This is a genomic window from Streptomyces sp. NPDC015125 (genome assembly GCF_043080045.1).
GTDB lineage: Bacteria > Actinomycetota > Actinomycetes > Streptomycetales > Streptomycetaceae > Streptomyces.
In genome coordinates, this window is sequence record NZ_JBIBVF010000006.1 from 268,119 (window position 1) to 294,071 (window position 25,953).

A 25,953-nucleotide genomic window follows, 5' to 3' on the forward strand; every position below is an offset into this window, starting at 1 on the left:
GCTGCCAAGACCTCAATCTCCTGCCGCGACCAGCTCTTCCACGGAGTCGTGCCGTATGCGCTCGGTCGGGATGCCGACCCCCACCAAAGCGTCCACACCGCTGCGGATCAACCCCGGCGGCCCGGAAAGATAGGCGTCGTATTCCCGGAATGGCCCGTATTGCCGGACCGCGTCAGGCAGTTGGCCCCGCTCGCTGCTCGTTCCGCCGCGCGCCGCGGGCCCGGTGGCGACGACCGGGCGCACGGAGAGCCACGGGTGGGTCTGTTCCAGGTGCAGCATGGTGTCGAGGTCGTAGAGGTCGTGGTCGCTGCGGGCGCCGTAGAAGACCTCGACGGGGCGCCGGACACCGTGTTCCGCGACGTCCTCGACCAGCGCCTTGATGGGGGCGATGCCGGTGCCGCCGCCGACGCACAGCAGACCGCTGCGCTTGCTGTGGTCGACGGTCATCGAGCCGCCGGGAGCGCCGAGCCGGATGACATCGCCGGGGCGGGCGCGGTGGACCATGGCGTTGGAGACCCAACCGGCCGGCACCGCCTTGACGTGGAAGGAGAGCAGGCCGTCGGAACGCGGTGCGGATGCGAAGGAGTAGTGCCGCCACACTCGTGGCCACCAGGGGGTTTCCACGCTCGCGTACTGCCCCGCAAGGAACGGGTAGGGCTGGTCCGGGCGGACCAGGACCACCGCGATATCGGGCGTCCGCAGCTCGTGCGAGACGACCTCGGCCTGCCACCAGGCGGGCGCCACGGCCTCGTCCGCGGCCGCCGCATCGATCATGATCTGCGAGATCGCGGTGTAGGCCCGTACCCACGCGGCCTGGGTCTTGGGCCCCCAACTGGACGTCGCATAGCGCGCGAGCGCGTTGAGCAGGCATTCGCCGACGGCCGGGTAGTGGTCGGGCTGGGTGCCGTACTTGCGGTGACCGCGACCGAGGTTCGCCAGGTAGGCGGTGAGCACATCGGCGTCGTCGACATGCTGGGCGGCGGTGAGCAGCGCCTTGAAGAGCCGGTCGCGCTGGGTGTCCATCGACGCGGGAAACAGCGCCCGCAGATCGGGGTACTGGACGAAGAGCAGCGCGTAGAAGTACGAGGTGACCTTGTCGGCCACGGGCTCGATCTCCGCCATGGTGCGACGGATGAGAATCGCGTCGGGGGAGGCGGGCGTTGCGGACGAGGCCGAAGCCTGCAGGGCGTCGAGAGAGGGCTCCGGGGCGGGGGCCGCGGGACGCGTCTTGGGGGTGAAGGCAGAGGGAGCGGCGGCGGGGGCCTGGTACTGGGCGGCCGGTGCCGCGGCGGGCGCGCCGCCGGTGGGGGCACTTCCCGCGGGCGCTCCCGTGGCGCGCGCCGATTCGTGGACGGGTTCGGGTTCCCGGCCCCGGGCGGAATCACGCTCCCAGACCGACTGACGGTCCATGGGCGGCTCACCACGCCAGGCGGGTTCGGCCTCGCGGCGTGGTGGGGCGGTAGCCGGCGCGGTGTTTCCTGGAGCTGCGGTGTTCCCTGAAGCTGCGGTGTTCCCTGAAGCTGTGGTGTTCCCTGAAGCTGTGGTGTTCCCAGGAGCTGTGGTGTTCCCAGGAGCTGTGGTGTTCCCAGGAGCTGTGGTGTTCCCAGGAGCTGTGGTGTTCCCAGGAGCTGTGGTCGACTGCTCGGGATAGGCGGCCGCGAAAGGCTGCTCGGGATAGCCGGCCGCGAAAGGCTGCTCGGGATAGCCGGCCGCGAAAGGCTGCTCGGGATAGCCGGCCGCGAAAGGCTGCTCGGCATAGCCGGCCGCTGCGGACGGCCGGCCCGCTTCGTGCCGCGGCGGAGGTGCCTGTGACGGCTCCGTCTCCTGCTCGCGCGCGGCGGCAGTGCCTACCGGCCGGATCGGATTGACCGGCCGACTGGGTATCTGTTCCCGGTCGTCCCGTTGCTCTCTCTCGTTCCGCTCATGGTGGTCTCTGCGGTCGCCGTGGTCGTGGTGTTCACTCCGGTCGCCCGGTTCTGCCGGAACGTCCTGGTTCTGCTGCCGGTCCTGGCTGTTTTGCCGTTCCTGCTGTTCTCCGGAGGACTTCTTCGCCGGTGGAGTGAACCAACCCCAATCGCCACTGCTCCCGCCGGAAGAGCCACTATCGGCCGACGTGGTGGTCGGAGCGTCCATGGTCTGCCTCGCCTCGAACGTCTTTCGGTTGTCTTCGCACTTCCGTGGAACGGAAGTGCGCGGAATTCCCCCGCCCTGCCCCGGAATTCTTCATCGACTCAAGCGACTCCGGCAACACCCTCCAAAGCGGACAAATCTCACTCCCTTACGACAATGCGGAGCAGATGCCGCGTCAGCAGCATGCCATCCCTGCTCACCACATCGGACAAATAGTCGGAAGTCCGGGTGCCGAGGACTGCTTCGCCGCTAGGCTGACGGGCTTTGAGCTCGCCCTTCGCGCACCGCCGGAATCCCTGCCTCCGCCAAGCCGGACTCGACCATACCGGCAGTAGTTGAAACCACAAGCCCCGATCTTGGAACACTCCACACGGTTCTTCCGATAGCAGTGATCCTCCCCACAGATGGCATTTTCCGCGCACACAGCGGGCGAATCCGTCGGAGGAGCTCGGAATTACCGGTCAGTACGCACCAGTGCGTATGCCTCGCGCAGATCACCGCCCGCGTACGTATATGAGGCCAGACCACTGACATGGTGATCCGCATTCACGGCCACGGACTGCGGAACTGCTGCGAACAGTTCGGTGTCCGACATGGAGTCGCCGTACGCCACGCAGTCGGCTCGGGTCAGCCCGTACTGCACACAGAGTTCATCCGCGATCCGTACCTTCGCCGCCGACGAGAGGATGCCGACCGGCTCCACCGCCTCGCGGATCGGCAACGCTGGCCAGCGGGAACCGTGTGCCGCGTCGGCGCCCCAGGCCAGCAGCCGTTCGACGAAGAAACCCGGCGAGAGAGAAATCACCGCGCACCGTTCGCCGCGCGCCCGGATATCCGCCCATACTTCCCGGATTCCGGTCAGCCAGGGTGAGCCGTCAAAGGCCGCGGCCACCGTGCGTTCGGTCAGCTCGGCGGCCCAGAGGTCACATGCCCGCTGTGCGAACTGCGGGGGAGTCAGTTCACCTGCGGCAAATCCGCGTTCCAGCTCAGCGATCTCCCGGTCCAGCCCGAGCTGCCGGGAGATCTCAACGGCGGCCGCGGACCCATGGAGCAGAGTCCCGTCCATGTCGAACAGATGCAGCTTGCCCATGCCCTGGAGCCTAGGAGGCACGAGGGCGGCAGGCGAGAGCGGGAGCGGGAGCAGCGGGAGCGGGGAGACAGGAGCACGGAGAGATGCGGCCGGGTCCGTACGGCCGGCGGGGCCGGGGCCGAACCGGCCCGTACGATCGCTCCCCCGAGGCGAGCCGGGTCCGGCACCGCACGTCGGGACGTACTCAAGGCCGCGTACGTGCGGATACTCCCGGCGGCAGATGTACCGCCGGGCACTCGGCGCCACCGTGGAAACCATGCAGCAGCTCAGCCGACCCGCCCGCCGGGCCCTCCTCGTCCTGCACGTCGCCGTCTCCGTCAGCTGGCTCGGACTCACCCTCGGACTGCTCGCGCTCAGCGTCACCGGCTACACGACCGGCTCCCCCGACATGGCCGGCGTCGCCTACCGGGCCATGAAGATCTTCGGTGACTGGCTGGTCCTCCCCGTCGCCCTGGTTTCGCTGGTCAGCGGGCTGGTGCTGTCGCTGCGCACCGCCTGGGGGCTGGCCAGGCACCGCTGGGTCTACGTCAAGTTCTGGCTGACACTCATCACCGTGCTGCTGTCGGTGTTCTCACTCCGGCCCGGTATCAACGACCTGGCCGCCGAGGCCACCGCGGGCACCCCGCACCCGGACATCAACCTCGTCGTCGCGCCTGCGGTCGCCATGGCCACCTACCTGTTCATCACCGCGATCTCCGTCCTCAAGCCCTGGGGGCTCACCAAACGCGGCAGCCGACTGCGCGAGGCACAGTCGGCCGAGGCCCGCGCCGGCCGGGCACGAAGGAGCGGCATCGAGGGCGCGGGTGTCCGTCGGGGCCTTTGACGACAGGCCCACGGAGATCGGGAAGACACCCCCCGGCCGCGGGAGGAGCGTCGTCAGGCGAGGTCGGCCTCCGCTATCGCCTCGGTGGCGATCCGGTGGTCCTGTTCGGGGGCACCGCCGCCGAAGCCGAGCGCGCCGATCAGCCGGCCGTCCCGGTGGAGCGGCACACCGCCGGCGAGGAAAAGCAGCGGCCGGTCCAACGCCGTGGGCAGGGTGTGGAAGAGCCCGTCGGGCCGTACAAGCTCGACCAGGTCGGCGGTCGGGGTGTCCAACTGCAGTGCCGTGTACGCCTTGCGGGTGCTGGTCTCTCCTGAGATCAGCACGGCCGCGTCGTCCCGCCGGAAGCCGAGCAGATGACCGCCCGCATCCAGAACGCTGACGCTGCCCCGCACCCCGATGCCCTCGGCAGCACGAACCGCGGCGTCGATGAGGCCCTCGGCATCGCGCGTGGTGAGCGGACGGACGGTGGGGGTGGGCGTAACAGAGGTGGTGGTACTCATGAGGACTCTTCCTTGGGTGCGTGGCCGTGCTGAGGGGGCGTGGGGCGCTGGTGGGTGCTCGTTGGTCCGGTGATGCTCATGCGCCGGTGATTCGGGAGGGTGCGGTACGGCGGGATTTCTCAGCCGTGCGCCGCCGCTACGGGCTCGTCGGCGGTCGCGTTGGCTCCGCCGGCGGCCACCACGCGGCCACGGCCGCTCTGACGCCGCTCCAGCGCGGTGGCGAATATCGCCACCCCCAGCGCCGCGACGGTCATCAGCGCACCGACCCAGTTGGGCGCGGTGTAGCCGAGGCCGGCCGAGATGACGATCCCGCCGAGCCACGCGGCCAGCGCGTTGCCGAAGTTGAAGGCCGCGATATTGCCGGCCGAGGCGAGGGCGGGTGCCGAAGCCGCCTGATCCATCACCCGCTTCTGCAGCGGCGGAACGGTGGCGAAGCCGAAGATGCCGATCAGCGCGATGGTGACAATGGCGGCGGTCTTGTGGTGCGCAGTGAAGTTGAACGCGGCCAGCGACAGTGCCAGACCGGTCATCGACACGAACAGCATCGGCATCATGGCGCGGTCGGTGAAGCGACCGGAGACCAGGTTCCCGCCGACCATGCCGAGCCCGAAGACGGCCGTCAGCCAGATCACGGAGGACGGCGCGAAGCCGGTGACCTCGGTCATCATCGAGGCGAGGTAGGTCACGGCCGCGAAGACGCCGCCGAAGCCCAGGATCGTCATCAGCATCGCGAGACCGACCTGCGGGTTGCGGAACACCGCGAGTTCGCTGCCCAGAGGAGAGGCCGCCTTCGCCCGCTGCGCCGGGACCAGCTTGGCGATGCCCAGCAGGCCGAGCACACCGAGCGCGGTAATGGCGTAGAAGGTGGTGCGCCAGTCGAACTGCTGGCTGAGCATGGTGCCGGCCGGTACGCCCACGACGTTGGCGATGGTCAGGCCGCTGAACATCAGCGAGATGGCGGTGGCGCGCTTCTCGGGAGCGACGAGGTCGGCGGCGACGAGCGCACCGATGCCGAAGAACGCGCCGTGCGTGAACGCGGCCACGATCCGCCCGGCGAGCATGATCCCGAAGTTGGGTGCAGTGGCCGTGAGCAGGTTGCCCACGATGAACAGGCCCATCAGCAGCATCAGCATCTGCTTGCGGGTGAAGCGCGTGCCGACGGCGGTCATCAGGGGCGCTCCGATGACCACGCCGAGGGCGTAGACCGTGGTCGCGTACCCGGCGAGGGGGATGGGGACACCAAAGCCTGCCGCCATGTCGGGCAGCAGGCCCATGACCGCGAACTCGGTCGTTCCGATCCCAAAGGCACCGATGGCGAGAGCCAGGAGTGCGAGAGGCATGACGGATCCCTTCAGATGATTGCGTCCGTCCCTTACGAGCGTAGACAATAATTGCATACGCGGTTAATTGCAAGCGCCGTATATTTCACAGGTGTCCTATCCTGGGTGGTGCGCCCATGAGGTGCGCCCCTGAGGAGGTCGTCAATGACGCAGCAGACGCGCGAGAAGCAGGAGACGCAGGAGACGGTGAAAGCACCGCGGTCGGCGGCATCGGCCGACCCCGGCTGCCCGCCTGCGCCAACCCCTGGGCCGGCGCAGGGCTGGTGCGCGCTCTCCGCGCTCCACAGCCGCATCGAGTCCCACATCGAACGCGCCCTGCAGACGCACGACCTCAGCGTCCGTGAGTTCTCGGTCCTCAATGTGCTCAGTGAGCAGCACGACGGCCCCGGCGGCCATCTACGGATGCACCAGGTCGCGGACTCCGTCGTCCTCAGCCAGAGCGCCACGACCCGCCTGGTCACGCGGCTCGAGGAACGGGGGCTGCTCTCGCGCTACCTGTGCCCCGACGACCGGCGCGGCATCTACACCAATGTGACGCCCGACGGCCTCGCACTCCTGGTGGAGGCCCGGCCCACCCACGACGGCGCACTGCGCGAAGCCCTCCAGGACGCCGCACAACGCCCCGAGTTGGCCCCGCTGGTCGCCGCCGTCGAGACGCTCGCACCGCCGGGGTGACGCCGACAGTCCGGGGAGGGGGCCGACAGGGTTGACGGCTGAACGGGACACGGCTGGCTTCCTGCCGCCCCCCCCCCCGATCGCACGACATAAGGTCACATCCATGAGCGATATCGAGATACGCCGCGCGACCGAGGCCGACCTGCCCGCCATCATCGCGATGCTCGCCGACGACCCATTGGGCGCCGCCCGCGAATCGCCGGACGACCTGGCCCCCTACCGCGCCGCGTTCGAGGCACTGACCGCCGACCCGCGGCAGCACCAGATCGTCGCGGTCCGCGAGGGGCGAACGGTCGGCACGCTTCAGCTCACGGCCATCCCTGGCCTGTCCCGGCGCGGCGCCACCCGCGCGATCATCGAGGGAGTACGGGTCCACAGCGACGAGCGCGGCAGCGGGCTCGGCACCCAGCTCATCGAGTGGGCGGTCGCGGAATGCCGCACGCTCGGCTGTCAGATGGTGCAGCTCACCTCGGACGCGACCCGCATCGACGCCCACCGCTTCTATGAGCGCCTCGGCTTCGAGGCCTCCCACCTGGGCTTCAAGCTCCAGCTCTGAGAAGCGCAGCTGTCGATGCGCGGCCTCGCCTGATCACGTCTGCTCTGCGCGTCCCCGCGTCCGGTGTGCCTTCTGCCGGCAGGCACCACCGCAGTAGCGCGCGGGCCGACCCGTGCGTGCCGCCGCGATCGCCGCACCGCACACCCCACACCGCGCTTCGTTACGTTTCATGGACCCCACCGGGAGTTTCGTTACGGCGTGCGGCGGCCGCAGTGCATCGCACATCAACACCGTCATCCGACCCTCCTCTCCCGACTCCACGCCGGTTGCCATCCGGGCCCGCTCCATGGAAAGACAGCCCACCAGTAGGGCCCTGAGATCCACTATGCCGACGTCCCGACGTACGGCGCCTGCCTCTTGGGCTCTCCCGAGCAGGACCTCCACCGCATCGTCGAAGTCCTGACCGACCCCCGGCGACGGCTCGAAACGGCCCGCGCCGGCCGCTTCCAGTGCGTCACACAACGCCTTGTTCCGTGAGGCCAGCCGCACCACGGAGGAAAGGAAGCGAAAGAACACCGCGCCAGGGTCCGGCGCCTCGGCCAAATCCCTTGCAGTGTCGGTGAAAAGCTCGATCCGCTCCACGATCGTCGCCCTGAACAGGGCTTCCTTGGAAGGGAAATGGCGGTAGACGGTTCCCGCGCCGACGCCCGCACGGCGCGCGATCTCCCCGAGCGGTACCCCCAACCCCCGTTCCTCGAAAGCGAATCGAGCAGCCTGGAGCACCAGCGCCCTGTTGCGCCGCGCATCCGCACGGGGGCGCGTGACACCACCCTCGATCACCGCCGGACCTCCTGAGAAACGTCGACACCCGGTGCGCGCATTCCGTCCTGTCAAACGGGTCGCTCATTCCGATTCTATGGGAGGGTTCCAGCATGATCGTTCAGAGCCTCAGCGGCGCGGCGGCCGGAGAAGTGGACCCACAGCCGACGTCCGCACGGACAACCGGGCCGCTGTCAGGACGGACCCCGCTGGGCTGAGAAGCCCGCGAGCACCGACGCCTACGGCGCCTTGTGCGTCCAGCCTGCCTCCGGAGCCCCAGACGCGCCACCGGGCTACTCCTGACAGGCGACCGACGAGATAACCGCCGGCCGCGATGTCGCCGACGCCGCCTCCGTGGAGAACGACACCTCGCCTCTTCCTCTGCCGACAGCACCCAACTCCCCAACAATGAAGGGGGATTAGGGGGCATTGAGCCATCGAGGAGCGCACCCGCGGGCCTGGGTGTTTCACGTGAAACAGCGCCGCTTTCAGACGCACGTGTGGGGTCGTGTTTCACGTGAAACACGACCCCACCACGACCACTCGCCCTACAGCTGGGCGCAGGCTCGCCTCAGCGTGCAGCCACCGCGTCCCACGCGGCGCCCGCCGCCTGCGTCGCACCCTCGGCATCCACGGACGCACCCAGCGCACGGAGTCCGCCCGCCAGTGCCGCCAGCGAAGCCATGACCACCGCCCGGTCAGCGGCGCGGCCATAGTGGTTCACCCGGATCATCTCCTTGGCCAGCGCACCCGCCGCTGCCTGCACCGGTACCGCTGCATCCACCGCGAGTGCGGCGCTCACGATCTCGCGGGCGTCCACCCCCTCAGGCGCACGGAGGGTCGTGGCGGCCGGCGCCGCTTCCTCATCGCGCCCGACATAGGGAGCGAGAGCGCCCAGCGCCCGCACACCGGTCCTGGTCGCCGCGGCCGCCGCCCGGTGCCGGGTGATGACGGCATCCAGCCCCTCGGCGTGCAGACGGTCCGTGGCTTGCTCCAGCGCGAGCATCTCCAATTGCGCCGGGGCATGCGGCAGTGCCGTGCGTCCGCCGTCGATCCAGCGCTCCTTCCAGTCCAGCAACGAAAGGTACGAGCGCCGCGGAGCCTGCTCGTTGGCGGCGATCCGCTCCCACGCACGGACACTGACCGAGACCGCCGACACCCCCGCAGGCCCTGCCATCGCCTTCTGCCCGCCGATCACACACAGGTCCACGCCCCATTCGTCGGTGAGCAGCGGCTCGGCGCCCACCGACGCGACCGCGTCCAGCATCAGCAGCGCGCCGTGCTCCCGCACCACCGCGCCGATCTCCGCGACAGGGTTGGTATTGCCGGTGGCTGCCTCCGCGTGCACCAGGCTCACGAAGTCGATCTCGGGGTGCTCCTGCAACGCATCTGCCACCTGCCTCGGGGCGACCGCACCCGTGAACGGCGCGGTGACGGTGACCACCTCGGCTCCGCAGGAGCGCAGCCAGCCGCCGAACGTCTCGCCATACGGTCCGGTGATGATGTTGAGCGCGGTGCTGCCGGGCCGCACTGCCGAGCGGATACAGGCCTCCAGGGGCAGCAGTGCCTCACCCTGCATCGCCACCACATCGCAGCGGGTGTGCATCAGGGCGGCGACCTTGTCCTCGATCCGAGCGAAGTGAGCCGCGGTAAGCGGCGGCAGGTCGAGCAGATCCGGGGCGGCGGGGTTCGCGGTCGGGTCAGACACGGCAGTCACAGGGCCTTCCAGCGGTAGCGAGCCGACTCGGCGCGGCTCCTGACATCTGGTTCGACTGTACGTCCGCTTCGCGGCCCCCCGCCGTACAGGCCTCACACCCTCCAGCCCTGCGGATCCACCCCACCGGGCACCGGTTCCGACGGCTCGTACGGCCCGCGGGTGAACACGAAGGTTCCGAGATCCAGATGGCTCACCGAGCCGTCCCGCTCCCGCACCACGCGGAGCGTCTCACCCGCGTAATAACCGTCCAGCCCCGTCCATGTGCCGTCCTCCTCGGCCCGGAACCGTGAGAGCCGTCCTGCCCCGGACAGTGGCGTGAGCTCCAGCCCGCCCCCGGCCCGCAGCCGCAGTACGTGCGGATTCGCGCCCCAGTACCAGGGCCCGGTCAGCGCCAGCAGTTCCGGGTCCAGCGGCCCGGGCAGCGGACGCCAGGGCTCGGGGATCCGGGGCTCCAGCTCGCTCACGATCCCGGTGAGATCGGCGGCAAGGGCCGCGACCGCCGGCCCCGAGGTGCAGTTGGCGAGCACGACCCCGGCAATGTCCTCCTCAGGATCGGTCCACAACGCCGCCAGAAACCCGGGCATCGAACCGACGTGCCCGGCCAGCAGCCGTCCTTCGCGCCGTACGAGCTGAAGACCCAGGCCGTACCCCGCGTCCCACGCGTTCCTCTCCGGCGGCGCGGCCGGCTGCCGCATCTCGGCCAGGCTCGCCGCACCGAGCACCCGCTCGTCGCCCCGCAGCAGAAACGCCGACCACCGGCACAGGTCCTCGACCGTGGACCACAACTGCCCCGCGGGGGCCATCAAACCGGTGTCCTCCGCAGGCTCCGGCAGCACGGCGTCGGCCCACGGGTGGACCGCCCAGCCACTCGCGTGCGGACGCTCCGGCCGCAGCGTCGTACGCCCCATGTTCAGCGGCTCCAGCACCTCGTGCCGCAGCACCTCGCTCCACGGGGTTCCGCCTCGCAGCCGTTCGACCAGCGCGCCGAGCAGTGCATAGCCGGGGTTGGAGTAATGGTGACGCCGTCCGGCGGGGAGCCGCCGCGGCCGCTCACCGAAGAGGTCGGCCGGCTCGGGCCGCAGGGCACCCGCGGTCCGTTCCCACCACGGCCCTCGTGCCTCGGCCGTCAGTCCCGAACTGTGCGCGAGCAGTTGAGCGATCGTCGCATCCGGCACCGGAGTCCCGTCCAGATGCCTGCCGACCGGGTCCTCCAGGCGCAGCACCCCCTCGTCCCGCAGCCTCAGCACCAGCACGGCGACGAAGGTCTTGGTGAGCGAACCGATCCGGTACTGCACCTCGCCGTGCGGTACCTCCCCCTCCACCGAGCCCCGGCCCGCCGTCCACACCACCCGCCCCCCGCGGACGACCGCACCCGTCAGGGAAGGCGCCCGTCCCTCGGTCTGCCCGACCGCCAGTCGGCGCAGCAAGGCCCGCCGCGTCCCGGGCAGCAGCTCCACGAACTCTTCAGGCGCAGCGGCCGCCCCCGGCCCGTGACCGGCCCGCCCGGGCTCGTGGGACTCCGTGAACTGTCCGGTGGTCATGGCGCTCCTCAACAGTGGATCCGGTTCGGCCGGGCCCTATCCTCGCCGCATCACCGCAGCGCTGCCGCCCCGGTCAGCGCGCCCAGTTCGGCCTGCTCCTCCTCGGGCAGCCACCGCGCGGCATGCACCATGTGCAGCGCGGCCCGGAGCCGTACGCGGTCCTCGTCCGTCCCGAGGTATCCGAGGTACGCCGGGAGCGCCAGCCCCAGCGCCTTGAGATCGGCCCGCGCGCACCACCGCGACAACAATGCCCGCACCCGCCCGTCGACCTCCTCATCGAGGTTCCGCCGCGCCGAATCCCCACCGGCGTCGCCCTCCCCCTCACAGACCTCCCCGGCACAACCGGGCGCTGTGGCACGCAAGCCCTCCGCAATCGCGAACCGGTTCCAGTCGCCGTACTGCCCCTCGGGGGCGTCACCCACCCGCTCGGCGGCCCGCGCGAAATACGTGTGGGCAAGGGCGGATCGGCCGAGCCGCCGACAGGCGTGCCCCATGTTCACGTACAGCGACGGATAGAACCCGTCCACCCGCCCGTCCCCCACCCGGTCGGCGCGGTCGAGACACTCCTGGTTCCAACGGAGCGTCTCCTCCGGCGAGTTCTGGTGCCGGGCGAGATAGTGCGCCGCGATGCACGCCTCGTAGTCGTCAGCAGCGATGTCCCAGGCCTGCTGGAAGAGGTCGAGCGCTCGCTCGGACCGCCCCTCCGCCTCGGCCCGCATCCCCTCCACACACAGCCGCACCACAGGCAGTTCCGGATCCACCGGCCCGCTCCCCTCATCAGTCCTCGGCCGCCATTGCCCGGTCTCATCGCCCGGTCTTATCGCTCGGTCTTATCGCTCGGATTCGGTGCGAGCGGCGCCGGCGCGATCAGCAGCCGCGCACATGCGCACCGGCATCACCCATGTCGTGAAACTTCCCTGGTCGGCGGAGCGGACCACGACGGGCCGGTCCGCCGAAGTGATCTCCAGCAACACATCCGGCCCCACTCCGGCCTCCAGCGCGGGCACAAGCACGGCCGGATCGAAGGCGATCCGCAGTCTCGGCCCCGTACGCACCGTCCGCATCCGCACGGGCTCGCGGCCCCCGCCCGCCACCTCCAGCACCTGCCCCGGCTCGTACCGCATCGCGTCCCCGGCGGTGTCCGGATCCGCCGCGCCGGCGCCATCCGGCTCCCCGTGCACCGCCCCGACCGACAACGACACCGCCCCGGCCCGCCCGGCCACCGCGTCCCGCAGCCCCACCCGGTCGACGATCAGCCGGCACCGCACCGCCTCCAGGCCCGCCATCAGCAGACGGTAGTCCGGAAACCCGCCCGGATCCCCGCCACGGGCCGGCCCCTCGCCCGGGCCCTCCGGTACTTCCCGGCAGTCCGCCCCGCTCCACAGCCGGACTCCCGCCGTATCCCCCGGGCACTCCACCTCGATCGTCATCTGCCGTACGGCCCACTCCGCCAGGTCCCGCGCCTGGGCCGCACCGATCAGCACCCGCCGCGGCCCGCCCTCGAACGCAGTCGGCCGCAGCACCCGCGCTGCCAGCCGATAACGGTCCGTCGCCACCCATCGCACCTCGCCCTCGGCGAGTTCGAGCAGCACACACCCCAGCACCGGAAATTGCTCCCGTACCTCCCCGGTCGCCACCGCGGGCGCCACCTGCCGTACCGCACTGGCGAGTTCGGCCCCGCCCACCCACGCCCGCGTACGGCTCCCGGGGTTCTCCCTCGTGCCGGCTGCCTCCTGCAGGAAGCCCTCCACCACGGCCCGGGCCTCGTCCGCCGTCCGCCGCGTCCGCTCCAGGTGCGTCCGCAGGACATCCCGCGCCGCCTCCGCGGGCCCGTCCAGCACGACCGCGACATCCATCAGCGGCAGACCCGCCGCACGCAACTGCCGCAGCTTCACCGCGCGCGCCGCCTGCCCCGCCCCGTAGCGGCGATACCCCGTCACGGTGTCCACCCGTGCCGGCCGCAGCACCCCGCAGTCGTCGTAGAACCGCAGGGCGCTCGGCGCGAGCCCCACCCGACGTGCAAAGGCACCGATGGTCAGCAGTTCTTCGGTGTCGTCCATGAGCGCCATGGTGGAGCTTCAACCAACATGAAGGTCAATGGGCACGGCCGCGCCCCCGACCGGCTCCGCTCCCGGACCGGCCCCGCCGACGGACCGCCCCGCCCGGCGCTTCCTCAGGCGGTCAGCGCCGCAGCGCTCCGGAACGTCCGCCGATACGCCTGCGGAGACACCCCCACCGCGCCGTGCAGATGCTGACGCAGGGAGGTGCCGGTGCCGAAGCCCGCGTGATGGGCGACCAGGTCGATGGACCAGTCCGTGGTTTCCAGCAGATGCCGGGCGCGTTCGACGCGCTGAACGGCGAGCCACTGACCTGGGCTCATACCGACCTCGTCACGGAAGCGCCGGGTGAGGGTGCGCACGCTGACCCGGGCGTGCGAGGCGAGGGCGCTCAGGGTGAGCGGCTCGCCGAGACGCTCCAGGGCCCATGCGCGGGTGGCCGCGGTGCCGCCCTTCGAGAGACCGGGGACGGGCAGCCGGATGAACTGGGCCTGACCACCGTCCCGCCAGGGCGGCACCACACACAAACGGGCCACTTCGTTGGCGACGGCGCTGCCGTGGTCACGGCGGACGAGGTGCACACACAGGTCCACACCGGCGGCAGCTCCGGCAGAAGTGAGGACATCGCCGTCATCGACAAAGAGCACATTGGGATCGACACGGACCGTCGTGAAGAGGCGTTGCAGCTGTGCGGCCTCCTGCCAGTGCGTGGTGGCCGGCCGGTGATCGAGCAACCCGGCGGCGGCCAGCACGAACGCACCGGTGCAGATCGCCACCATCCGGGTGCCGGGCCGTACATGGCCCAGCACCTTGCGCAGTTCATCGGGCAGCCGGCCGTCCTCGACGATCGAGCCCAGCGCGTGGGACGGCGGGATGACGACGGTGTCCACGCTCGCGAGTACGGAGGCGTCCTCGACAACCGCGATGTCGTAATCGGCCTGGGCGCGCACCGGACGCCCGTCCGGACTGCAGGTGACCACGGAGTAGAAGGGCTCACCGGCGGCGCTCTGCGCGGCGCCGAAGATCCGCGCGGGGATCCCGAGCTCGAAGGGGACGACACCGTCCAGGGCCAGCACACCAACACGATGCATGACCCGATTCTTTCAAACGTTGGCCATCCGGACACCGCCGGGTCCCCGCCCTCCGCGCAAAGCTGGCAGCACGCCCGGGAAACCGCGCCCGACCAGCGGCGCGCATGCCCGGTCACCGCCGTAGGCACCGTGAAAAGGAGACCCCATGTCCGAGACCCGGACCCCGCAGATGCGGGCCGTCAGCCAGGACACCGCCGGTGGCCCCGACGTCCTCAAGATGATCACCACCGACCGTCCGGCGCCCGGACCGACGGAGATCCTGGTGCGGGTGCACGCCGCGGGCGTCAATCCGACCGACTGGAAGAGCCGCACCCAGGGCGAGTTCCTCACCGGCGCCAAGGCCCCCTTCACCCTGGGCTTCGATGTCTCCGGCGTGGTCGAGGCGGTCGGGCTCGGTGTGACCGTGTTCGCGCCGGGCGACAAGGTCTTCGGCATGCCCCGCTTCCCGCACCCCGCCGGGGCCTACGCGGAGTACGTCACCGCCCCGGCGCGCCACTTCGCCCACCTCCCGGCGAGCCTGGATCACGTCCAGGGCGCCGCCCTACCGCTGGCATCGCTGACTGCCTGGCAGGCCCTGGTCGACACCGCGAACGTCCAGCCCGGCGCGCGGGTGCTGATCCACGCCGCGGCGGGCGGGGTGGGACATCTGGCCGTGCAGATCGCCAAGTCCCGCGGCGCGTATGTCATCGGCACCGCCCGGCAGGCCAAGCACGACTTCCTGCGCGGCCTCGGCGCCGATGAACTCGTCGACTACACCCAGCAGGACTTCGCGGAGACGGTGCACGATGTCGACATCGTCCTGGACACCATCGCCGGCGACTACGGCGCCCGCTCCCTGCGCACCCTGCGCCCCGGCGGCACGCTGGTGTCGATCCTGCCGCTGGACGACTCCTTCCCGGCCGCGCAGGCGCGCGAGGCACGAGTGCGCGCAGGGTTCATGGTGGTGGAGCCCGACCAGGCCGGCCTGCGCGCCGTCGCCGAGCTGGTGAACAGCGGAAAGTTGCAGGTCACCGTCGACACCGTCGTGCCCCTCGAAGAGGCCGCAAAGGCGCACGCCCTCGGCGAGACCGGCCGCACCACCGGAAAGATCGTCCTGTCCGTCGCGCCCTGACGGCGCTCATCCGTTGCCGTCCGTCATGCGCTGTCCGCCGCGGACGCTCCCCTCACGTCTGCGCCATGTCCACGAAGCGTGAGTAGTGGCCCTGGAACGCGACCGTGATCGTCGCCGTGGGGCCGTTACGGTGCTTGGCCACGATCAGGTCGGCCTCGCCGGCCCGCGGGGACTCCTTCTCATAGGCGTCCTCGCGGTGCAGCAGGATGACCATGTCGGCGTCCTGCTCGATCGAACCGGATTCACGCAGGTCGGAGACCATCGGCTTCTTGTCCGTGCGCTGCTCGGGGCCACGGTTCAGCTGGGAGAGCGCGATCACCGGGAGCTCCAGCTCCTTCGCCAGCAGCTTGAGGTTTCGGGACATGTCCGAGACCTCCTGCTGGCGGCTCTCGGCACGCTTCGAGCCGCCGGACTGCATCAGCTGGAGGTAGTCGATGACCACCAGCTTCAATTCGTTGCGCTGCTTGAGCCGGCGGCACTTGGCGCGGATCTCCATCATCGACAGGTTCGGCGAATCGTCGATGTACAGCGGCGCGGCGGAGACATCCGGCATCCGGCGCGCCAGCCGCGTCCAGTCCTCGTCCGTCATGCTGCCGGAGCGCATGTGGTGCAGCGCGACCCGTGCCTCGGCGGACAGCAGGCGCATCGCGATCTCGTTGCGTCCCATTTCCAGCGAGAAGATCACGCTCGGCAGGTTGCTCTTGATCGAGCAGGCCCGCGCGAAGTCCAGCGCCAGGGTCGACTTACCCATGGCGGGACGGGCCGCGATCACGATCATCTGGCCGGGATGCAGGCCGTTCGTCAGCGAATCCAGGTCGGTGAAGCCCGTCGGCACGCCCGTCATCTGGCCCTGGCGCGAGCCGATCGCCTCGATCTCGTCGAGGGCACCCTCCATGATGTCGCCGAGCGGAAGATAGTCCTCACTGGTCCGCTGCTCGGTGACGGCGTAGATCTCCGCCTGGGCGCTGTTGACGATCTCGTCGACGTCGCCGTCCGCGGCGTATCCCATCTGCGTGATACGGGTGCCGGCCTCGACCAGCCTGCGCAGCACCGCACGCTCATGGACGATCTCGGCGTAATACTCCGCGTTCGCCGCGGTCGGTACGGACTGGACGAGGGTGTGCAGATACGAGGCACCACCGACCCGCGCGATCTCGCCGCGCTTGGTCAGCTCCGCCGCGATGGTGATCGGGTCGGCGGGCTCCCCCTTGGCGTACAGATCAAGAATCGCCTGGAAGACCAGCTCATGGGCGGGGCGGTAGAAGTCCTCGCCCTTGAGGACCTCGACGACGTCCGCGATCGCGTCCTTGGACAGCAGCATGCCGCCGAGCACGGACTGCTCGGCATCCAGGTCCTGTGGGGGGACGCGCTCGAAACCGCCTGCCCAGGAGCCGCCGTCGTCGTCGCGTTCCTGGCGGTCGCCGCGGCCGCGTCCCTTGCCCTCGCCCCGCCGGGAGCGGGCGGCCGGCAGCAGGTCGCTGGGACCGGAGTCCGCCCAGGGGTCTTCCATGGGCTCGGGAATGCTCACCCCGGCACCTCCTCCCGTCCGCGGCGCGGACCTTGCTGTGCTGTTCTTTCTTACGGCACAGCTCTGACAATCGAGACGCCCGACTCCGGTTACGGCGCGTCGAGTTCGGACGATTTCTCAGGCCGGAACAGGCGGCGGGTGCCGGACCACGGTAGGCCCGCGGGCACCGTCCGCCAATCTGGTTATCCACAGGCCATGTGGATGACTGGCCTACAGCTGTGGAGAAGTCCCCGGATCCTGTGCACGGCACGGGGGAAACTTCTGTGGACAAGCACACAATCACCCCACCCTCACCCTCCTGACCTGCAGTTTCCTCATCCATAGGCTGTGGGGAAGAAAAACTTCTCCGCGCGGCTCAAGATCACGACAAACGGCACAGGGAAGGCAACTCCACAGAGCGGAAAGTAAGGGATGCAAGGGGTTTGCATCTCTTACCTGTGGACGATTACCTTGGGCGCATGACCCAGGCTCCCGCGACACCGCGGCGCACCGACCGCCGCCATGACCGCGAGATCATCGCCCTCGCCCTGCCCGCGTTCGGCGCACTGGTCGCGGAACCTCTGTTCGTCATGGTCGACAGCGCCGTCATCGGCCACCTCGGCACTCCCCAGCTCGCCGGCCTCGGCGTCGCCGCCGCCCTGCTCACCACCGCCGTCTCCGTCTTCGTCTTCCTCGCCTACGCCACCACCGCGGCGGTCGCCCGCCGGGTCGGCGCCGGGGACCTCCCCGCCGCCATCCGCCAGGGCATGGACGGTATCTGGCTCGCCCTGCTGCTCGGCGCCGCCGTCATCGTGGCCGTCCTGCCCACGGCCCCCTGGCTCGTCGAGGCCTTCGGAGCATCCGCCACCGCCGCCCCGTACGCGACGGCGTACCTGCGCATCAGCGCCCTCGGCATCCCCGCGATGCTCGTCGTGCTGGCCGCCACCGGCGTGCTCCGCGGGCTCCAGGACACCCGGACCCCGCTCTATGTCGCCATCGGCGGCTTCTCCGCCAATGCCGCCCTCAACATCTGCCTGGTCTACGGCGCCGGGCTCGGCATCGCGGGCTCCGCCTGGGGCACGGTCATCGCCCAGTGCGGTATGGCCGCCGTCTACCTCACCGTGGTGATCCGCGGTGCACGACGGCATGGTGCCTCGCTGCGCCCCGATGCCGTGGGCATCCGCGCCTCGGCTCAGGCAGGTGTCCCGCTGCTGGTCCGTACGCTCTCGCTGCGCGCTGTGCTGATGATCGCCACCGCCGTTGCCGCCCGGCTCGGCGACGCCGAGGTCGCCGCGCACCAGATCGTGCTCACGCTGTGGTCCCTGCTGGCCTTCGCGCTGGACGCCATCGCCATCGCCGGGCAGGCCATCATAGGCCGCTACCTCGGTGCGGAGGACCGCGACGGTGCCAGGGCCGCCTGCCGCCGGATGGTCCAGTGGGGTATCGCCGCCGGCCTGGTCCTCGGCGTGCTGGTCGCGCTCGCCCGTCCGTTGTTCATCCCCCTGTTCACCTCGGACCCCGCCGTGCAGGGCCCGCTGCTGAGCACGCTCCTGGTCGTGGCCGTGACACAGCCGGTCTCCGGCATCGTCTTCATCCTCGACGGCGTTCTGATGGGCGCGGGGGACGGCCCGTATCTCGCCTGGGCCATGGTGGTGACGCTGGCGCTGTTCGCTCCGGCCGCGCTGGCTGTACCCGCCCTGGGCGGCGGACTGGTGGCGCTGTGGTGGGCAATGGCCCTGATGATGACGGTCCGCATGCTGACTCTGTGGGTGCGTACCCGCTCGGGCCGGTGGATTGTGACAGGGGCCTCGCGCTGAACCATCTCCCGCAACACGCAGCGCATGTCAATAATGACCGTGTGCGCTCGCTTGCCAGTAAGTCCGTGCTGCCCCTGACGTCCGTCGTCATGGTGGCTGCTGTCGTGGTGGGCTATGCCTCGGAGGGGGAGGGCGAGAGGAGCAGCAGTCGTGTCAGCGGTCACAGCAGCTTCGGCAAATCCGGCGAGGCCGGCCAAGATCCCCAGGACCAGGATCCCGCCGCTACGGCCCCGGCCGAAGACGGCAGTGCATACACTCCCCGCCGCACCGAGCAGAACGCCCGGGTCGGCGTGGTCTTCGAGAAGGACGACTCCGGAGACCACTTCTGTACGGCGAGCGTGGTGCAGAGCCCGAGCCGGAACATGCTCATCACCGCGGCGCACTGTGCCTTTGATGCGGATGCCGGGACGACGGTGGACGATCTCGTCTTTGCCCCCGACTACCGCGACCGCGACGAGCCCACCGGCCTGTGGAAGGTCAAAAAGGTGATCGTCGACGACCGCTGGGCCAAGTCGCAGGACGAAGATCTCGATGTCGCCTTCCTCGTGCTCGACAAGAACAACGGCAAGCAGATCCAGGACGTCCTGGGCGGCAACACCCTCGGCATAGACCGTGGCTTCGACAACGAAGTCAAGATCACCGGCTATCCGACCAGCCGGGACACCCCGATCTCCTGCCAGAACCGCACCACGAAGTACAGCGACACCCAGATGCGCATCCAGTGCACCGACTTCGAAGGCGGGACGAGCGGCAGCCCCTGGCTGGCCGACTACGACCCCAAGAGCCACACCGGCACGGTCATCGGAGTTCTCGGCGGCCATGAAGGCGGCGGTGACGAAGACGATGTCTCCTACGCCGCGTACTTCGACGACGACGTCGCCGAGCTCTACAAGCGTGCCCAGGACGAGGACTGACAGTCGGCCGCCGGCGCCCTGGACACGGCGAAGGGCCGCACCCCGATGGTGACGGGATGCGGCCCTTCGGCGTGGTGCGGCAATTACGCGGCGACGACCTCGACGCCGAGCTTCGCCACGACCTCGGCGTGCAGACGCACGGAGATCTGGTGCGCGCCCAGGGTCTTGATCGGCGAGCCGAACTCGACACGACGCTTGTCGACGTCCGGACCACCGGCGGCCTTGATCGCCGAGGCGACATCGGCCGGGGTGACGGAGCCGAACAGGCGACCCGCGTCGCCGGCGCGAACGGCCAGCTTCACGTTGACGCCCTCGAGCTGACCCTTGACCTCGTTGGCCTGCTCGATCGTGGCGATCTCGCGGATCTTGCGACCGCGGCGGATCTGCTCGACGTCCTTCTCGCCACCCTTGGTCCAGCGGATCGCGAAACCACGCGGGACCAGGTAGTTACGGGCGTACCCGTCCTTGACGTCAACGACGTCGCCGGCGGTGCCGAGGCCGGAGACCTCGTGGGTGAGGATGATCTTCATGATTCGGTCACCCTTCCCTTATCGCGCGGTGGACGTGTAGGGCAGCAGCGCCATCTCACGGCTGTTCTTCACGGCCGTGGCGACGTCACGCTGGTGCTGAGTGCAGTTGCCGGTGACCCGGCGGGCACGGATCTTGCCACGGTCGGAGATGAACTTCCGCAGCAGGTTCGTGTCCTTGTAGTCGACGTAGGAGATCTTCTCCTTGCAGAACACGCAAACCTTCTTCTTAGGCTTGCGAGCAGGCGGCTTCGCCATTATCTCTCTCCAATGAGTTCAAGAAGTTTGTGCTGACGCCCTCAAGGCCCCTGGCCGCCTCACGGCGCTGTTTCACGTGAAACAGCGCGGAGCCGAGCCAGCTGTACGGACCTAGAAGGGCGGCTCGTCCGAGTAGCCACCGCCGGAGCTACCGCCCCAGCCACCGCCGCCACCCTGCTGGCCACCGCCGGCCGGACCGTTGGTCGCCCACGGGTCGTCGGCGGGAGCCCCGCCGCCGCCCTGCTGGCCGCCGCCGGGGCCGCCGCCCCAGCCGCCGCCACCCTGGCCACCGCCCTGCTGACCGCCGCCGAAGCCGCCGCCGCCCTGGCCACCGCGACCACTGGTCTTGGTGATCTTGGCCGTGGCGTTCTTCAGGCTCGCGCCGACTTCCTCGACGTCGAGCTCGTAGACCGTGCGCTTCACGCCTTCGCGGTCCTCGTACGACCGCTGCTTGAGGCGGCCCTGGACGACCACGCGGGTACCCCGCGTCAGGGACTCGGCGACGTTCTCCGCCGCCTGACGCCACACCGAGCAGGTCAGGAACAGGCTCTCGCCGTCCTTCCACTCATTGGTCTGACGGTCGAAAGTGCGGGGAGTGGACGCGACACGGAACTTCGCGACCGCCGCACCGGACGGGGTGAAGCGCAGCTCGGGGTCGTCGACAAGATTGCCGACAACCGTGATGACGGTCTCGCCTGCCATTAGGGGAACCTCTCGGCGGGTGTGCTGCTGGCTGCTGGTGTTGCTGCTACTCGGACCCGGTTACCGCTGGACGCTTGCGCGCTCAGTGGGTCTCGGGACGAAGGACCTTGGTCCGGAGGACCGACTCATTCAGGTTCATCTGACGGTCGAGCTCCTTGACGACCGCAGGCTCGGCCTGCAGGTCGATGACCGAGTAGATGCCCTCGGGCTTCTTCTTGATCTCGTAAGAGAGACGACGACGGCCCCAGGTGTCGACCTTCTCGACCTTTCCGTTGCCCTCACGGACGACGGAAAGGAAGTTCTCGATCAGCGGGGAGACAGCGCGCTCCTCGAGATCGGGGTCGAGGATGACCATCACCTCGTAGTGACGCATGTAGAACCCACCTCCTTTGGACTCAGCGGCCACGGTCGTTCCGTGGCAGGAGGGTCGTATGCGTTCCGCACCGAGCCCGTCCGGTCATCCGGACAGACATAGGCGCAGACCGTACAGAGTACCTGCCTGAAGCCTTCCGGTTGAAATCCGCCCGCCCCACCCCCCAATCTGGAACACAACGGGTGTGAGCGGCGTTACAGTGCGCCGCCCTGTCATCGGAGGTGCCGCATGGCACAGGCAGCACGGACCCAGCGCAGTCTGCTCTCGCTTCTCAACAGCGACGGCAAGGCCCATCCCGTCGAGAACACCATCGCCATTGTGACCGTGGTCCTCGGCGCGATCGCCATCTTCACCACGCTCTCTCCCAGCCTGCACCTGGTCAGCTCCTGGGTCGGCCTGATCGGAATCGGCACCGGCCTGTGGGGACAGTTCATCTCGTCGACGACAGGTGAACGCTTCCTGTTGATCATCGGCCTCGGGGCGGCGGCCGTCGGCTTCTACCTCGGTCTGGCTCACGGCGGCCTCTTCGGCGGCCTGATCGGCTAACCGATACGGCATACGGGGCTCCGTCCCGTATGGCCCAGACGGGGCGCTCCGCGGTCACAGTAGGCTTCGGCGCGAGAGCCGGAGCCCCACCAAGGGGACACACCTGCCGAGGAGCGCCCCGCATGAGCCTGACCCTGAGGACCATCAGCCGAGAGCAGCATCTGGCATATATCCAGAGTCTGCCCGCGGCCAGCCACATGCAGGTTCCTGCCTGGGCGGACGTCAAGGCCGAATGGCTTTCGGAGAGTCTGGGCTGGTTCGACGCAAGCGGCGCGCTGGTCGGCGCGGGCATGGTGCTCTACCGCCAGCTGCCCAAGATCAAGCGCTACCTCGCCTATCTCCCCGAGGGCCCGGTCATCAACTGGTTCTCACCGAACCTTGAGGACTGGCTGCAGCCGATGCTCAGCCACCTCAAGCAGAAGGGCGCCTTCTCCGTGAAGATGGGCCCCCCGGTGATCATCCGCCGCTGGGACTCCGTCGCGATCAAGTCCGGCATCCAGAACCCGGACGTCAAGCGGCTGCGGGACGTCGAAGCCACCCACATCGAGCCCCGCGCCTTCGAGGTGGCCGACCGGCTGCGGCGCATGGGCTGGCAGCAGGGTGAGGACGGCGGCGCCGGCTTCGGCGACGTTCAGCCGCGCTATGTCTTCCAGGTGCCGCTGGCCAACCGTTCGCTGGAGGAGGTCCACAAGGGCTTCAACCAGCTGTGGCGCCGCAACATCAAGAAGGCCGAAAAGGCCGGTGTCGAGGTTGTCCAGGGCAGCTACGAGGAACTGGCCGAATGGCAGCGGCTTTACGAGATCACCGCGGAGCGTGACCACTTCCATCCGCGGCCGCTGGGCTACTTCCAGCGCATGTGGACGGCCCTCAACTCCGAGGATCCCAACCGCATGCGGCTCTACTTCGCCCGCCACGAGGGCGAGAACGTCGCGGCGGCCACGATGCTGATCGTCGGGGGCCACGTCTGGTACTCCTACGGCGCCTCCGCCAACCACAAGCGCGAGGTCCGGCCCTCGAACGCGATGCAGTGGAAGATGCTGCAGGACTCCTACGCGCTGGGCGCTTCGGTCTACGACCTCCGCGGCATCAGCGACTCGCTGGACGAGAACGACCATCTCTTCGGCCTGATCCAGTTCAAGGTCGGCACGGGTGGGCAGGCAGCGGAGTACCTCGGCGAGTGGGACTTCCCGCTCAACAAGCTGCTGCACAAGGCGCTCGACATGTATATGTCGCGCCGCTGACCGCTTCACCGCACCGTCCGTACTCCTGACACACCCCAGCCACGAGAAAGGTTCCGGGCCCGGCCATGGCGCTCACCCTCTACGTCGACACCGCGCGCTGGCGGGCGCATCAGCAGAGCGTTCTCCAGCAGTTCCCCGGGCTGGTCCCGGTCTGCAAAGGCAATGGTTACGGCTTCGGCCATGAGCGCCTCGCCGACGAGGCGACCCGCCTGGGCGCCGACATCCTCGCGGTCGGCACGACCTACGAAGCGGCCCGTATCAAGGACTTCTTCAGCGGCGACCTACTCGTCCTGACGCCGTTCCGCCACGGTGAGGAGCCGGTGCCGCTGCCCGACCGGGCGATCCGCTCGGTCTCCTCGGTCGAGGGCGTGGGCGGCCTGGTCGGCGCCCGGGTCGTCATCGAGGTCATGAGCAGCATGAAGCGCCATGGCGTCAAGCCGGAGGATCTGCCGAAGCTTGCTGCGGCCATCGAGGACATCCGGCTCGAGGGCTTCGCGTTGCACCTCCCGCTGGACCGTGCCGACGGGTCCGACGCGGTCGAGGAGGTCATCGGCTGGATGGACCGGCTCCGCAATGCCCGCCTCCCGCTGCACACCATGTTCGTCAGCCACCTCAAGGCCGATGAACTCGCCCGTCTCCAGCAGCAGTTCCCCCAGACGCGGTTCCGTGCACGGATCGGTACGCGGCTGTGGCTCGGCGACCACGAGGCCACCGAGTACCGCGGCTCGGTGCTCGATGTCACCCAGGTCGCCAAGGGCGAGCGCTTTGGCTACCGCCAGCAGAAGGCAGCCTCCGACGGCTACCTGGTGGTGGTGGCCGGCGGCACCTCGCACGGCGTCGGCCTGGAGTCACCCAAGGCACTGCACGGCGTGATGCCGCGTGCCAAGGGCGTGGCCCGGGCCGGCCTGGCCACCGTCAACCGCAATCTCGCGCCGTATGTGTGGGCCGGGAAGCAGCGCTGGTTCGCGGAGCCGCCCCACATGCAGGTGTCGATCCTGTTCGTGCCGGGCGACGCACCGCAGCCGCAGGTCGGCGAGGAACTGGTGGCCCATCTGCGGCACACCACCACGCAGTTCGACCGCCTTGTGGACCGCTGAGCCGGTAGCCCCCCGCTCGGAACACACCAAGGGCCCGGTGCCGCAGACCGTCTCTGCGGCACCGGGCCCGGTGCATGGACGGTCCCGGTGCCGCCTTACTCCCGTACGGCGCCCCAGCGCACCTGCGGTGCCCCCTCGAACTGCACCGCGTGCCGGGGACGGTGATAGGCGCGGCCGAGCACGAACACATCGGGGCTGCGGTCCAGGACGCCGCCCGACGGGTCGTCGTCCCCGTCCCTGCGGACCACATCGCGCTCCGGCAGCAGAATGTCCCGGACGACCACGGCGCACAGATAGAGGGTGCCCACGAGGTGCAGCACGATGGCCAGCTGGTAGCCCTCAAGCGGCAGGCCTTGGTGCTTGTCACCGTTGCCTGTGTAGGCGAGGTACGTCCAGATCCCCAGGAAGTACATGACCTCGCAGGCCTGCCAGATCAGGAAGTCCCGCCAGCGCGGCCGGGCCAGTACGGCGAGCGGGGTCAGCCACAGGACGTACTGCGGTGAGTAGACCTTGTTGGTGAGGATGAACAGCGCGACGACGAGGAACGCCAGCTGTGCGAAGCGTGGCCGGCGCGGCGCATACAGGGCCAGCAGGCCGATGGCGCCACAGCCCAGGATCATCAGCAGCGTGGCATAGGTATTGGCGTTCTCCAGCGGGTTACCGGTTCGCTGTGAGATCAGGAGCCAGACCGAACCGAAGTCGATGGGCCGCTCCTGGCTGAACGTGTAGAACTTTGCCCATCCTTCCCGGATGTGGAATCCCGCGCCATCGTGCGTGATCATCACCGGCAGGTTCACCACCAGCCAGGATGCGACGGCGCCGGCCGCCGCCCGCCCGTACGCGCGCCAGGCTCCCGCACGCCAGCACAGCACCAGCAGCGGGCCGAGCAACAGCACCGGATACAGCTTCGCCGCGGTGGCCAGCCCGATGAGGACACCGGCCGCAAGCGGGCGGCTGCGTGACCACAGCAGCATCCCTGCGGCAGTCAGGGCGATCGCCAGCAGATCCCAGTTGATGGTCGCGGTGAGGGCGGCGGCCGGTGCCAGGGCGACGAGGAGGCCGTCCCAGGGGCGTCGCCGGTGGGTGCGGGTCACGCACACCGCGACGACAGCGGCGCAGATCATCAGCATGCCGGCATTGACCAGCCAGTAGATCTGTTCGCGGTACTGGATACTCCCGCCGTGCGGTGTCATCCAGGAGGCGATCTCCATGAAGGCACCGGTGAGCACGGGGTACTCGAGATACTCCATATCGCCGGGCAACCGGTCGAAATACGGGATCAGCCCATCGGCGAAGCCCCGCCCCGCATAGAGATGGGGGATATCGGAGTAGCAGGCGTGGACGTACTGGCTCGTCGCGCCGAAGAACCAGCCACCGTTGTAGCAGGGCAACTTCTGCACCATGCCCAGCGCGAACATGCCGATGGCGACGAGCGCGATGACACGTACCGGCGTCAGCCGGCTGATCCCGAGCAGTGCGCGCCGGCCGATCGGTCCGCCGATCAGCTCGCTGCCGGCCGCCGCCACCTCATCCCGCCTCGTCGGCCGTACCGGCTCGTCCCGTCGCACGCTCGTCATGGCC

The 25,953-nt window shown here is 69.4% G+C and carries 25 protein-coding genes; 9 read left to right on the forward strand and 16 right to left on the reverse strand.

Annotation, left to right across the window (positions count from 1 at the left end; translation table 11 throughout):
* Positions 1-12: 12 nt before the first annotated feature.
* Together ACF088_RS17140 and ACF088_RS17145 are read right to left on the reverse strand one after the other, a co-directional pair.
* On the reverse strand, positions 13-1,410 hold the full coding sequence (locus tag ACF088_RS17140) for a globin domain-containing protein (protein WP_392376566.1): 1,398 nt from the start codon (positions 1,408-1,410) through the stop codon (positions 13-15).
* A gap of 1,174 nt (positions 1,411-2,584) precedes the next feature.
* The gene (locus ACF088_RS17145) at positions 2,585-3,220 is read right to left on the reverse strand and encodes an HAD family hydrolase (RefSeq protein WP_392376567.1); all 636 of its coding nucleotides are present in this window, start codon (positions 3,218-3,220) and stop codon (positions 2,585-2,587) included.
* Positions 3,221-3,476: 256 nt separating this feature from the next.
* Between ACF088_RS17145 and ACF088_RS17150 the strand changes: the two genes are divergently transcribed.
* Positions 3,477-4,043 (forward strand): DUF2269 domain-containing protein, encoded by a 567-nt coding sequence (locus ACF088_RS17150; protein ID WP_392376568.1) that lies wholly within the window; start codon positions 3,477-3,479, stop codon positions 4,041-4,043.
* A gap of 53 nt (positions 4,044-4,096) precedes the next feature.
* Here the strand turns inward: ACF088_RS17150 and ACF088_RS17155 are convergent, their stop codons facing one another.
* Positions 4,097-4,543: a heme-binding protein gene (locus ACF088_RS17155; protein WP_392376569.1), complete on the reverse strand. Its 447-nt coding sequence runs from the start codon at positions 4,541-4,543 to the stop codon at positions 4,097-4,099.
* 119 nt (positions 4,544-4,662) lie between these two features.
* Positions 4,663-5,883 carry an MFS transporter gene (locus tag ACF088_RS17160; RefSeq protein ID WP_392376570.1) on the reverse strand — a complete coding sequence of 407 codons (1,221 nt, stop codon included), beginning with the start codon at positions 5,881-5,883 and terminating at the stop codon, positions 4,663-4,665.
* Positions 5,884-6,027: 144 nt separating this feature from the next.
* Between ACF088_RS17160 and ACF088_RS17165 the strand changes: the two genes are divergently transcribed.
* Positions 6,028-6,558, forward strand: coding sequence for a MarR family winged helix-turn-helix transcriptional regulator (locus ACF088_RS17165; RefSeq protein WP_392376571.1), 531 nt, complete (start codon positions 6,028-6,030; stop codon positions 6,556-6,558).
* Between the two features lie 103 nt (positions 6,559-6,661).
* Positions 6,662-7,114 (forward strand): GNAT family N-acetyltransferase, encoded by a 453-nt coding sequence (locus tag ACF088_RS17170; RefSeq protein WP_392376572.1) that lies wholly within the window; start codon positions 6,662-6,664, stop codon positions 7,112-7,114.
* A 33-nt stretch (positions 7,115-7,147) separates the two neighbouring features.
* Here the strand turns inward: ACF088_RS17170 and ACF088_RS17175 are convergent, their stop codons facing one another.
* From ACF088_RS17175 to ACF088_RS17200, 6 genes are all read right to left on the reverse strand, one after another.
* Complete coding sequence (locus ACF088_RS17175) at positions 7,148-7,894, reverse strand: TetR/AcrR family transcriptional regulator (RefSeq protein WP_392376573.1); 747 nt, start codon at positions 7,892-7,894, stop codon at positions 7,148-7,150.
* A gap of 550 nt (positions 7,895-8,444) precedes the next feature.
* The gene (locus tag ACF088_RS17180) at positions 8,445-9,581 is read right to left on the reverse strand and encodes a pyridoxal-phosphate-dependent aminotransferase family protein (RefSeq protein ID WP_392376642.1); all 1,137 of its coding nucleotides are present in this window, start codon (positions 9,579-9,581) and stop codon (positions 8,445-8,447) included.
* Positions 9,582-9,682: 101 nt separating this feature from the next.
* Positions 9,683-11,131, reverse strand: coding sequence for a serine hydrolase domain-containing protein (locus tag ACF088_RS17185; protein WP_392376574.1), 1,449 nt, complete (start codon positions 11,129-11,131; stop codon positions 9,683-9,685).
* 50 nt (positions 11,132-11,181) lie between these two features.
* Positions 11,182-11,892 (reverse strand): hypothetical protein, encoded by a 711-nt coding sequence (locus ACF088_RS17190; RefSeq protein WP_392376575.1) that lies wholly within the window; start codon positions 11,890-11,892, stop codon positions 11,182-11,184.
* 69 nt (positions 11,893-11,961) lie between these two features.
* Positions 11,962-13,191: a MerR family transcriptional regulator gene (locus tag ACF088_RS17195; RefSeq protein ID WP_392376576.1), complete on the reverse strand. Its 1,230-nt coding sequence runs from the start codon at positions 13,189-13,191 to the stop codon at positions 11,962-11,964.
* Positions 13,192-13,304: 113 nt separating this feature from the next.
* Complete coding sequence (locus ACF088_RS17200) at positions 13,305-14,279, reverse strand: GlxA family transcriptional regulator (protein ID WP_392376577.1); 975 nt, start codon at positions 14,277-14,279, stop codon at positions 13,305-13,307.
* A 145-nt stretch (positions 14,280-14,424) separates the two neighbouring features.
* Here ACF088_RS17200 and ACF088_RS17205 point away from each other — a divergent pair, with 145 nt between their 5' ends.
* A complete protein-coding gene (locus tag ACF088_RS17205) occupies positions 14,425-15,390 on the forward strand; it encodes an NADP-dependent oxidoreductase (RefSeq protein WP_392376578.1) in 966 nt (321 codons plus the stop codon).
* Positions 15,391-15,442: 52 nt separating this feature from the next.
* Here the strand turns inward: ACF088_RS17205 and dnaB are convergent, their stop codons facing one another.
* Positions 15,443-16,900, reverse strand: a complete 1,458-nt coding sequence (gene dnaB, locus ACF088_RS17210; protein ID WP_359004881.1) for a replicative DNA helicase — start codon at positions 16,898-16,900, stop codon at positions 15,443-15,445.
* A gap of 476 nt (positions 16,901-17,376) precedes the next feature.
* Here dnaB and ACF088_RS17215 point away from each other — a divergent pair, with 476 nt between their 5' ends.
* A complete protein-coding gene (locus ACF088_RS17215) occupies positions 17,377-18,714 on the forward strand; it encodes an MATE family efflux transporter (protein ID WP_392376579.1) in 1,338 nt (445 codons plus the stop codon).
* 41 nt (positions 18,715-18,755) lie between these two features.
* Positions 18,756-19,628: a trypsin-like serine peptidase gene (locus ACF088_RS17220; RefSeq protein ID WP_392376580.1), complete on the forward strand. Its 873-nt coding sequence runs from the start codon at positions 18,756-18,758 to the stop codon at positions 19,626-19,628.
* An 83-nt stretch (positions 19,629-19,711) separates the two neighbouring features.
* Here the strand turns inward: ACF088_RS17220 and rplI are convergent, their stop codons facing one another.
* From rplI to rpsF, 4 genes are all read right to left on the reverse strand, one after another.
* Positions 19,712-20,158: a 50S ribosomal protein L9 gene (rplI, locus tag ACF088_RS17225; protein ID WP_392376581.1), complete on the reverse strand. Its 447-nt coding sequence runs from the start codon at positions 20,156-20,158 to the stop codon at positions 19,712-19,714.
* 18 nt (positions 20,159-20,176) lie between these two features.
* On the reverse strand, positions 20,177-20,413 hold the full coding sequence (rpsR, locus tag ACF088_RS17230; protein WP_003978893.1) for a 30S ribosomal protein S18: 237 nt from the start codon (positions 20,411-20,413) through the stop codon (positions 20,177-20,179).
* Positions 20,414-20,524: 111 nt separating this feature from the next.
* A complete protein-coding gene (locus tag ACF088_RS17235; RefSeq protein WP_088798859.1) occupies positions 20,525-21,115 on the reverse strand; it encodes a single-stranded DNA-binding protein in 591 nt (196 codons plus the stop codon).
* An 82-nt stretch (positions 21,116-21,197) separates the two neighbouring features.
* A complete protein-coding gene (gene rpsF, locus ACF088_RS17240) occupies positions 21,198-21,488 on the reverse strand; it encodes a 30S ribosomal protein S6 (protein WP_006604399.1) in 291 nt (96 codons plus the stop codon).
* 228 nt (positions 21,489-21,716) lie between these two features.
* On the opposite strand from rpsF, the gene ACF088_RS17245 reads away from it, so the two are divergent.
* The 3 genes from ACF088_RS17245 to ACF088_RS17255 all read left to right on the forward strand — a co-directional run bounded on the left by ACF088_RS17245 (position 21,717) and on the right by ACF088_RS17255 (position 24,372).
* Positions 21,717-22,034, forward strand: a complete 318-nt coding sequence (locus tag ACF088_RS17245) for a hypothetical protein (protein ID WP_392376582.1) — start codon at positions 21,717-21,719, stop codon at positions 22,032-22,034.
* Between the two features lie 122 nt (positions 22,035-22,156).
* Complete coding sequence (locus tag ACF088_RS17250) at positions 22,157-23,275, forward strand: lipid II:glycine glycyltransferase FemX (protein ID WP_392376583.1); 1,119 nt, start codon at positions 22,157-22,159, stop codon at positions 23,273-23,275.
* Positions 23,276-23,340: 65 nt separating this feature from the next.
* The gene (locus tag ACF088_RS17255) at positions 23,341-24,372 is read left to right on the forward strand and encodes an alanine racemase (protein WP_129295304.1); all 1,032 of its coding nucleotides are present in this window, start codon (positions 23,341-23,343) and stop codon (positions 24,370-24,372) included.
* Positions 24,373-24,467: 95 nt separating this feature from the next.
* Here ACF088_RS17255 and ACF088_RS17260 read toward each other — a convergent pair whose 3' ends face one another.
* On the reverse strand, positions 24,468-25,949 hold the full coding sequence (locus ACF088_RS17260; protein WP_392376584.1) for a glycosyltransferase family 87 protein: 1,482 nt from the start codon (positions 25,947-25,949) through the stop codon (positions 24,468-24,470).
* Positions 25,950-25,953: the final 4 nt, after the last annotated feature.

Coding starts and splice junctions, on each gene's coding strand:
- ACF088_RS17140 (WP_392376566.1), bottom strand. CDS start 1,410: ATGGACCGTCAGTCGGTCTGGGAGCGTGATTCCGCCCGGGGCCGGGAA.
- ACF088_RS17145 (WP_392376567.1), bottom strand. CDS start 3,220: ATGGGCAAGCTGCATCTGTTCGACATGGACGGGACTCTGCTCCATGGG.
- ACF088_RS17150 (WP_392376568.1), top strand. CDS start 3,477: ATGCAGCAGCTCAGCCGACCCGCCCGCCGGGCCCTCCTCGTCCTGCAC.
- ACF088_RS17155 (WP_392376569.1), bottom strand. CDS start 4,543: ATGAGTACCACCACCTCTGTTACGCCCACCCCCACCGTCCGTCCGCTC.
- ACF088_RS17160 (WP_392376570.1), bottom strand. CDS start 5,883: ATGCCTCTCGCACTCCTGGCTCTCGCCATCGGTGCCTTTGGGATCGGA.
- ACF088_RS17165 (WP_392376571.1), top strand. CDS start 6,028: ATGACGCAGCAGACGCGCGAGAAGCAGGAGACGCAGGAGACGGTGAAA.
- ACF088_RS17170 (WP_392376572.1), top strand. CDS start 6,662: ATGAGCGATATCGAGATACGCCGCGCGACCGAGGCCGACCTGCCCGCC.
- ACF088_RS17185 (WP_392376574.1), bottom strand. CDS start 11,131: ATGACCACCGGACAGTTCACGGAGTCCCACGAGCCCGGGCGGGCCGGT.
- ACF088_RS17195 (WP_392376576.1), bottom strand. CDS start 13,191: ATGGACGACACCGAAGAACTGCTGACCATCGGTGCCTTTGCACGTCGG.
- ACF088_RS17200 (WP_392376577.1), bottom strand. CDS start 14,279: ATGCATCGTGTTGGTGTGCTGGCCCTGGACGGTGTCGTCCCCTTCGAG.
- ACF088_RS17205 (WP_392376578.1), top strand. CDS start 14,425: ATGTCCGAGACCCGGACCCCGCAGATGCGGGCCGTCAGCCAGGACACC.
- dnaB (WP_359004881.1), bottom strand. CDS start 16,900: ATGGAAGACCCCTGGGCGGACTCCGGTCCCAGCGACCTGCTGCCGGCC.
- ACF088_RS17215 (WP_392376579.1), top strand. CDS start 17,377: ATGACCCAGGCTCCCGCGACACCGCGGCGCACCGACCGCCGCCATGAC.
- rplI (WP_392376581.1), bottom strand. CDS start 20,158: ATGAAGATCATCCTCACCCACGAGGTCTCCGGCCTCGGCACCGCCGGC.
- rpsR (WP_003978893.1), bottom strand. CDS start 20,413: ATGGCGAAGCCGCCTGCTCGCAAGCCTAAGAAGAAGGTTTGCGTGTTC.
- ACF088_RS17235 (WP_088798859.1), bottom strand. CDS start 21,115: ATGGCAGGCGAGACCGTCATCACGGTTGTCGGCAATCTTGTCGACGAC.
- rpsF (WP_006604399.1), bottom strand. CDS start 21,488: ATGCGTCACTACGAGGTGATGGTCATCCTCGACCCCGATCTCGAGGAG.
- ACF088_RS17245 (WP_392376582.1), top strand. CDS start 21,717: ATGGCACAGGCAGCACGGACCCAGCGCAGTCTGCTCTCGCTTCTCAAC.
- ACF088_RS17250 (WP_392376583.1), top strand. CDS start 22,157: ATGAGCCTGACCCTGAGGACCATCAGCCGAGAGCAGCATCTGGCATAT.
- ACF088_RS17255 (WP_129295304.1), top strand. CDS start 23,341: ATGGCGCTCACCCTCTACGTCGACACCGCGCGCTGGCGGGCGCATCAG.
- ACF088_RS17260 (WP_392376584.1), bottom strand. CDS start 25,949: ATGACGAGCGTGCGACGGGACGAGCCGGTACGGCCGACGAGGCGGGAT.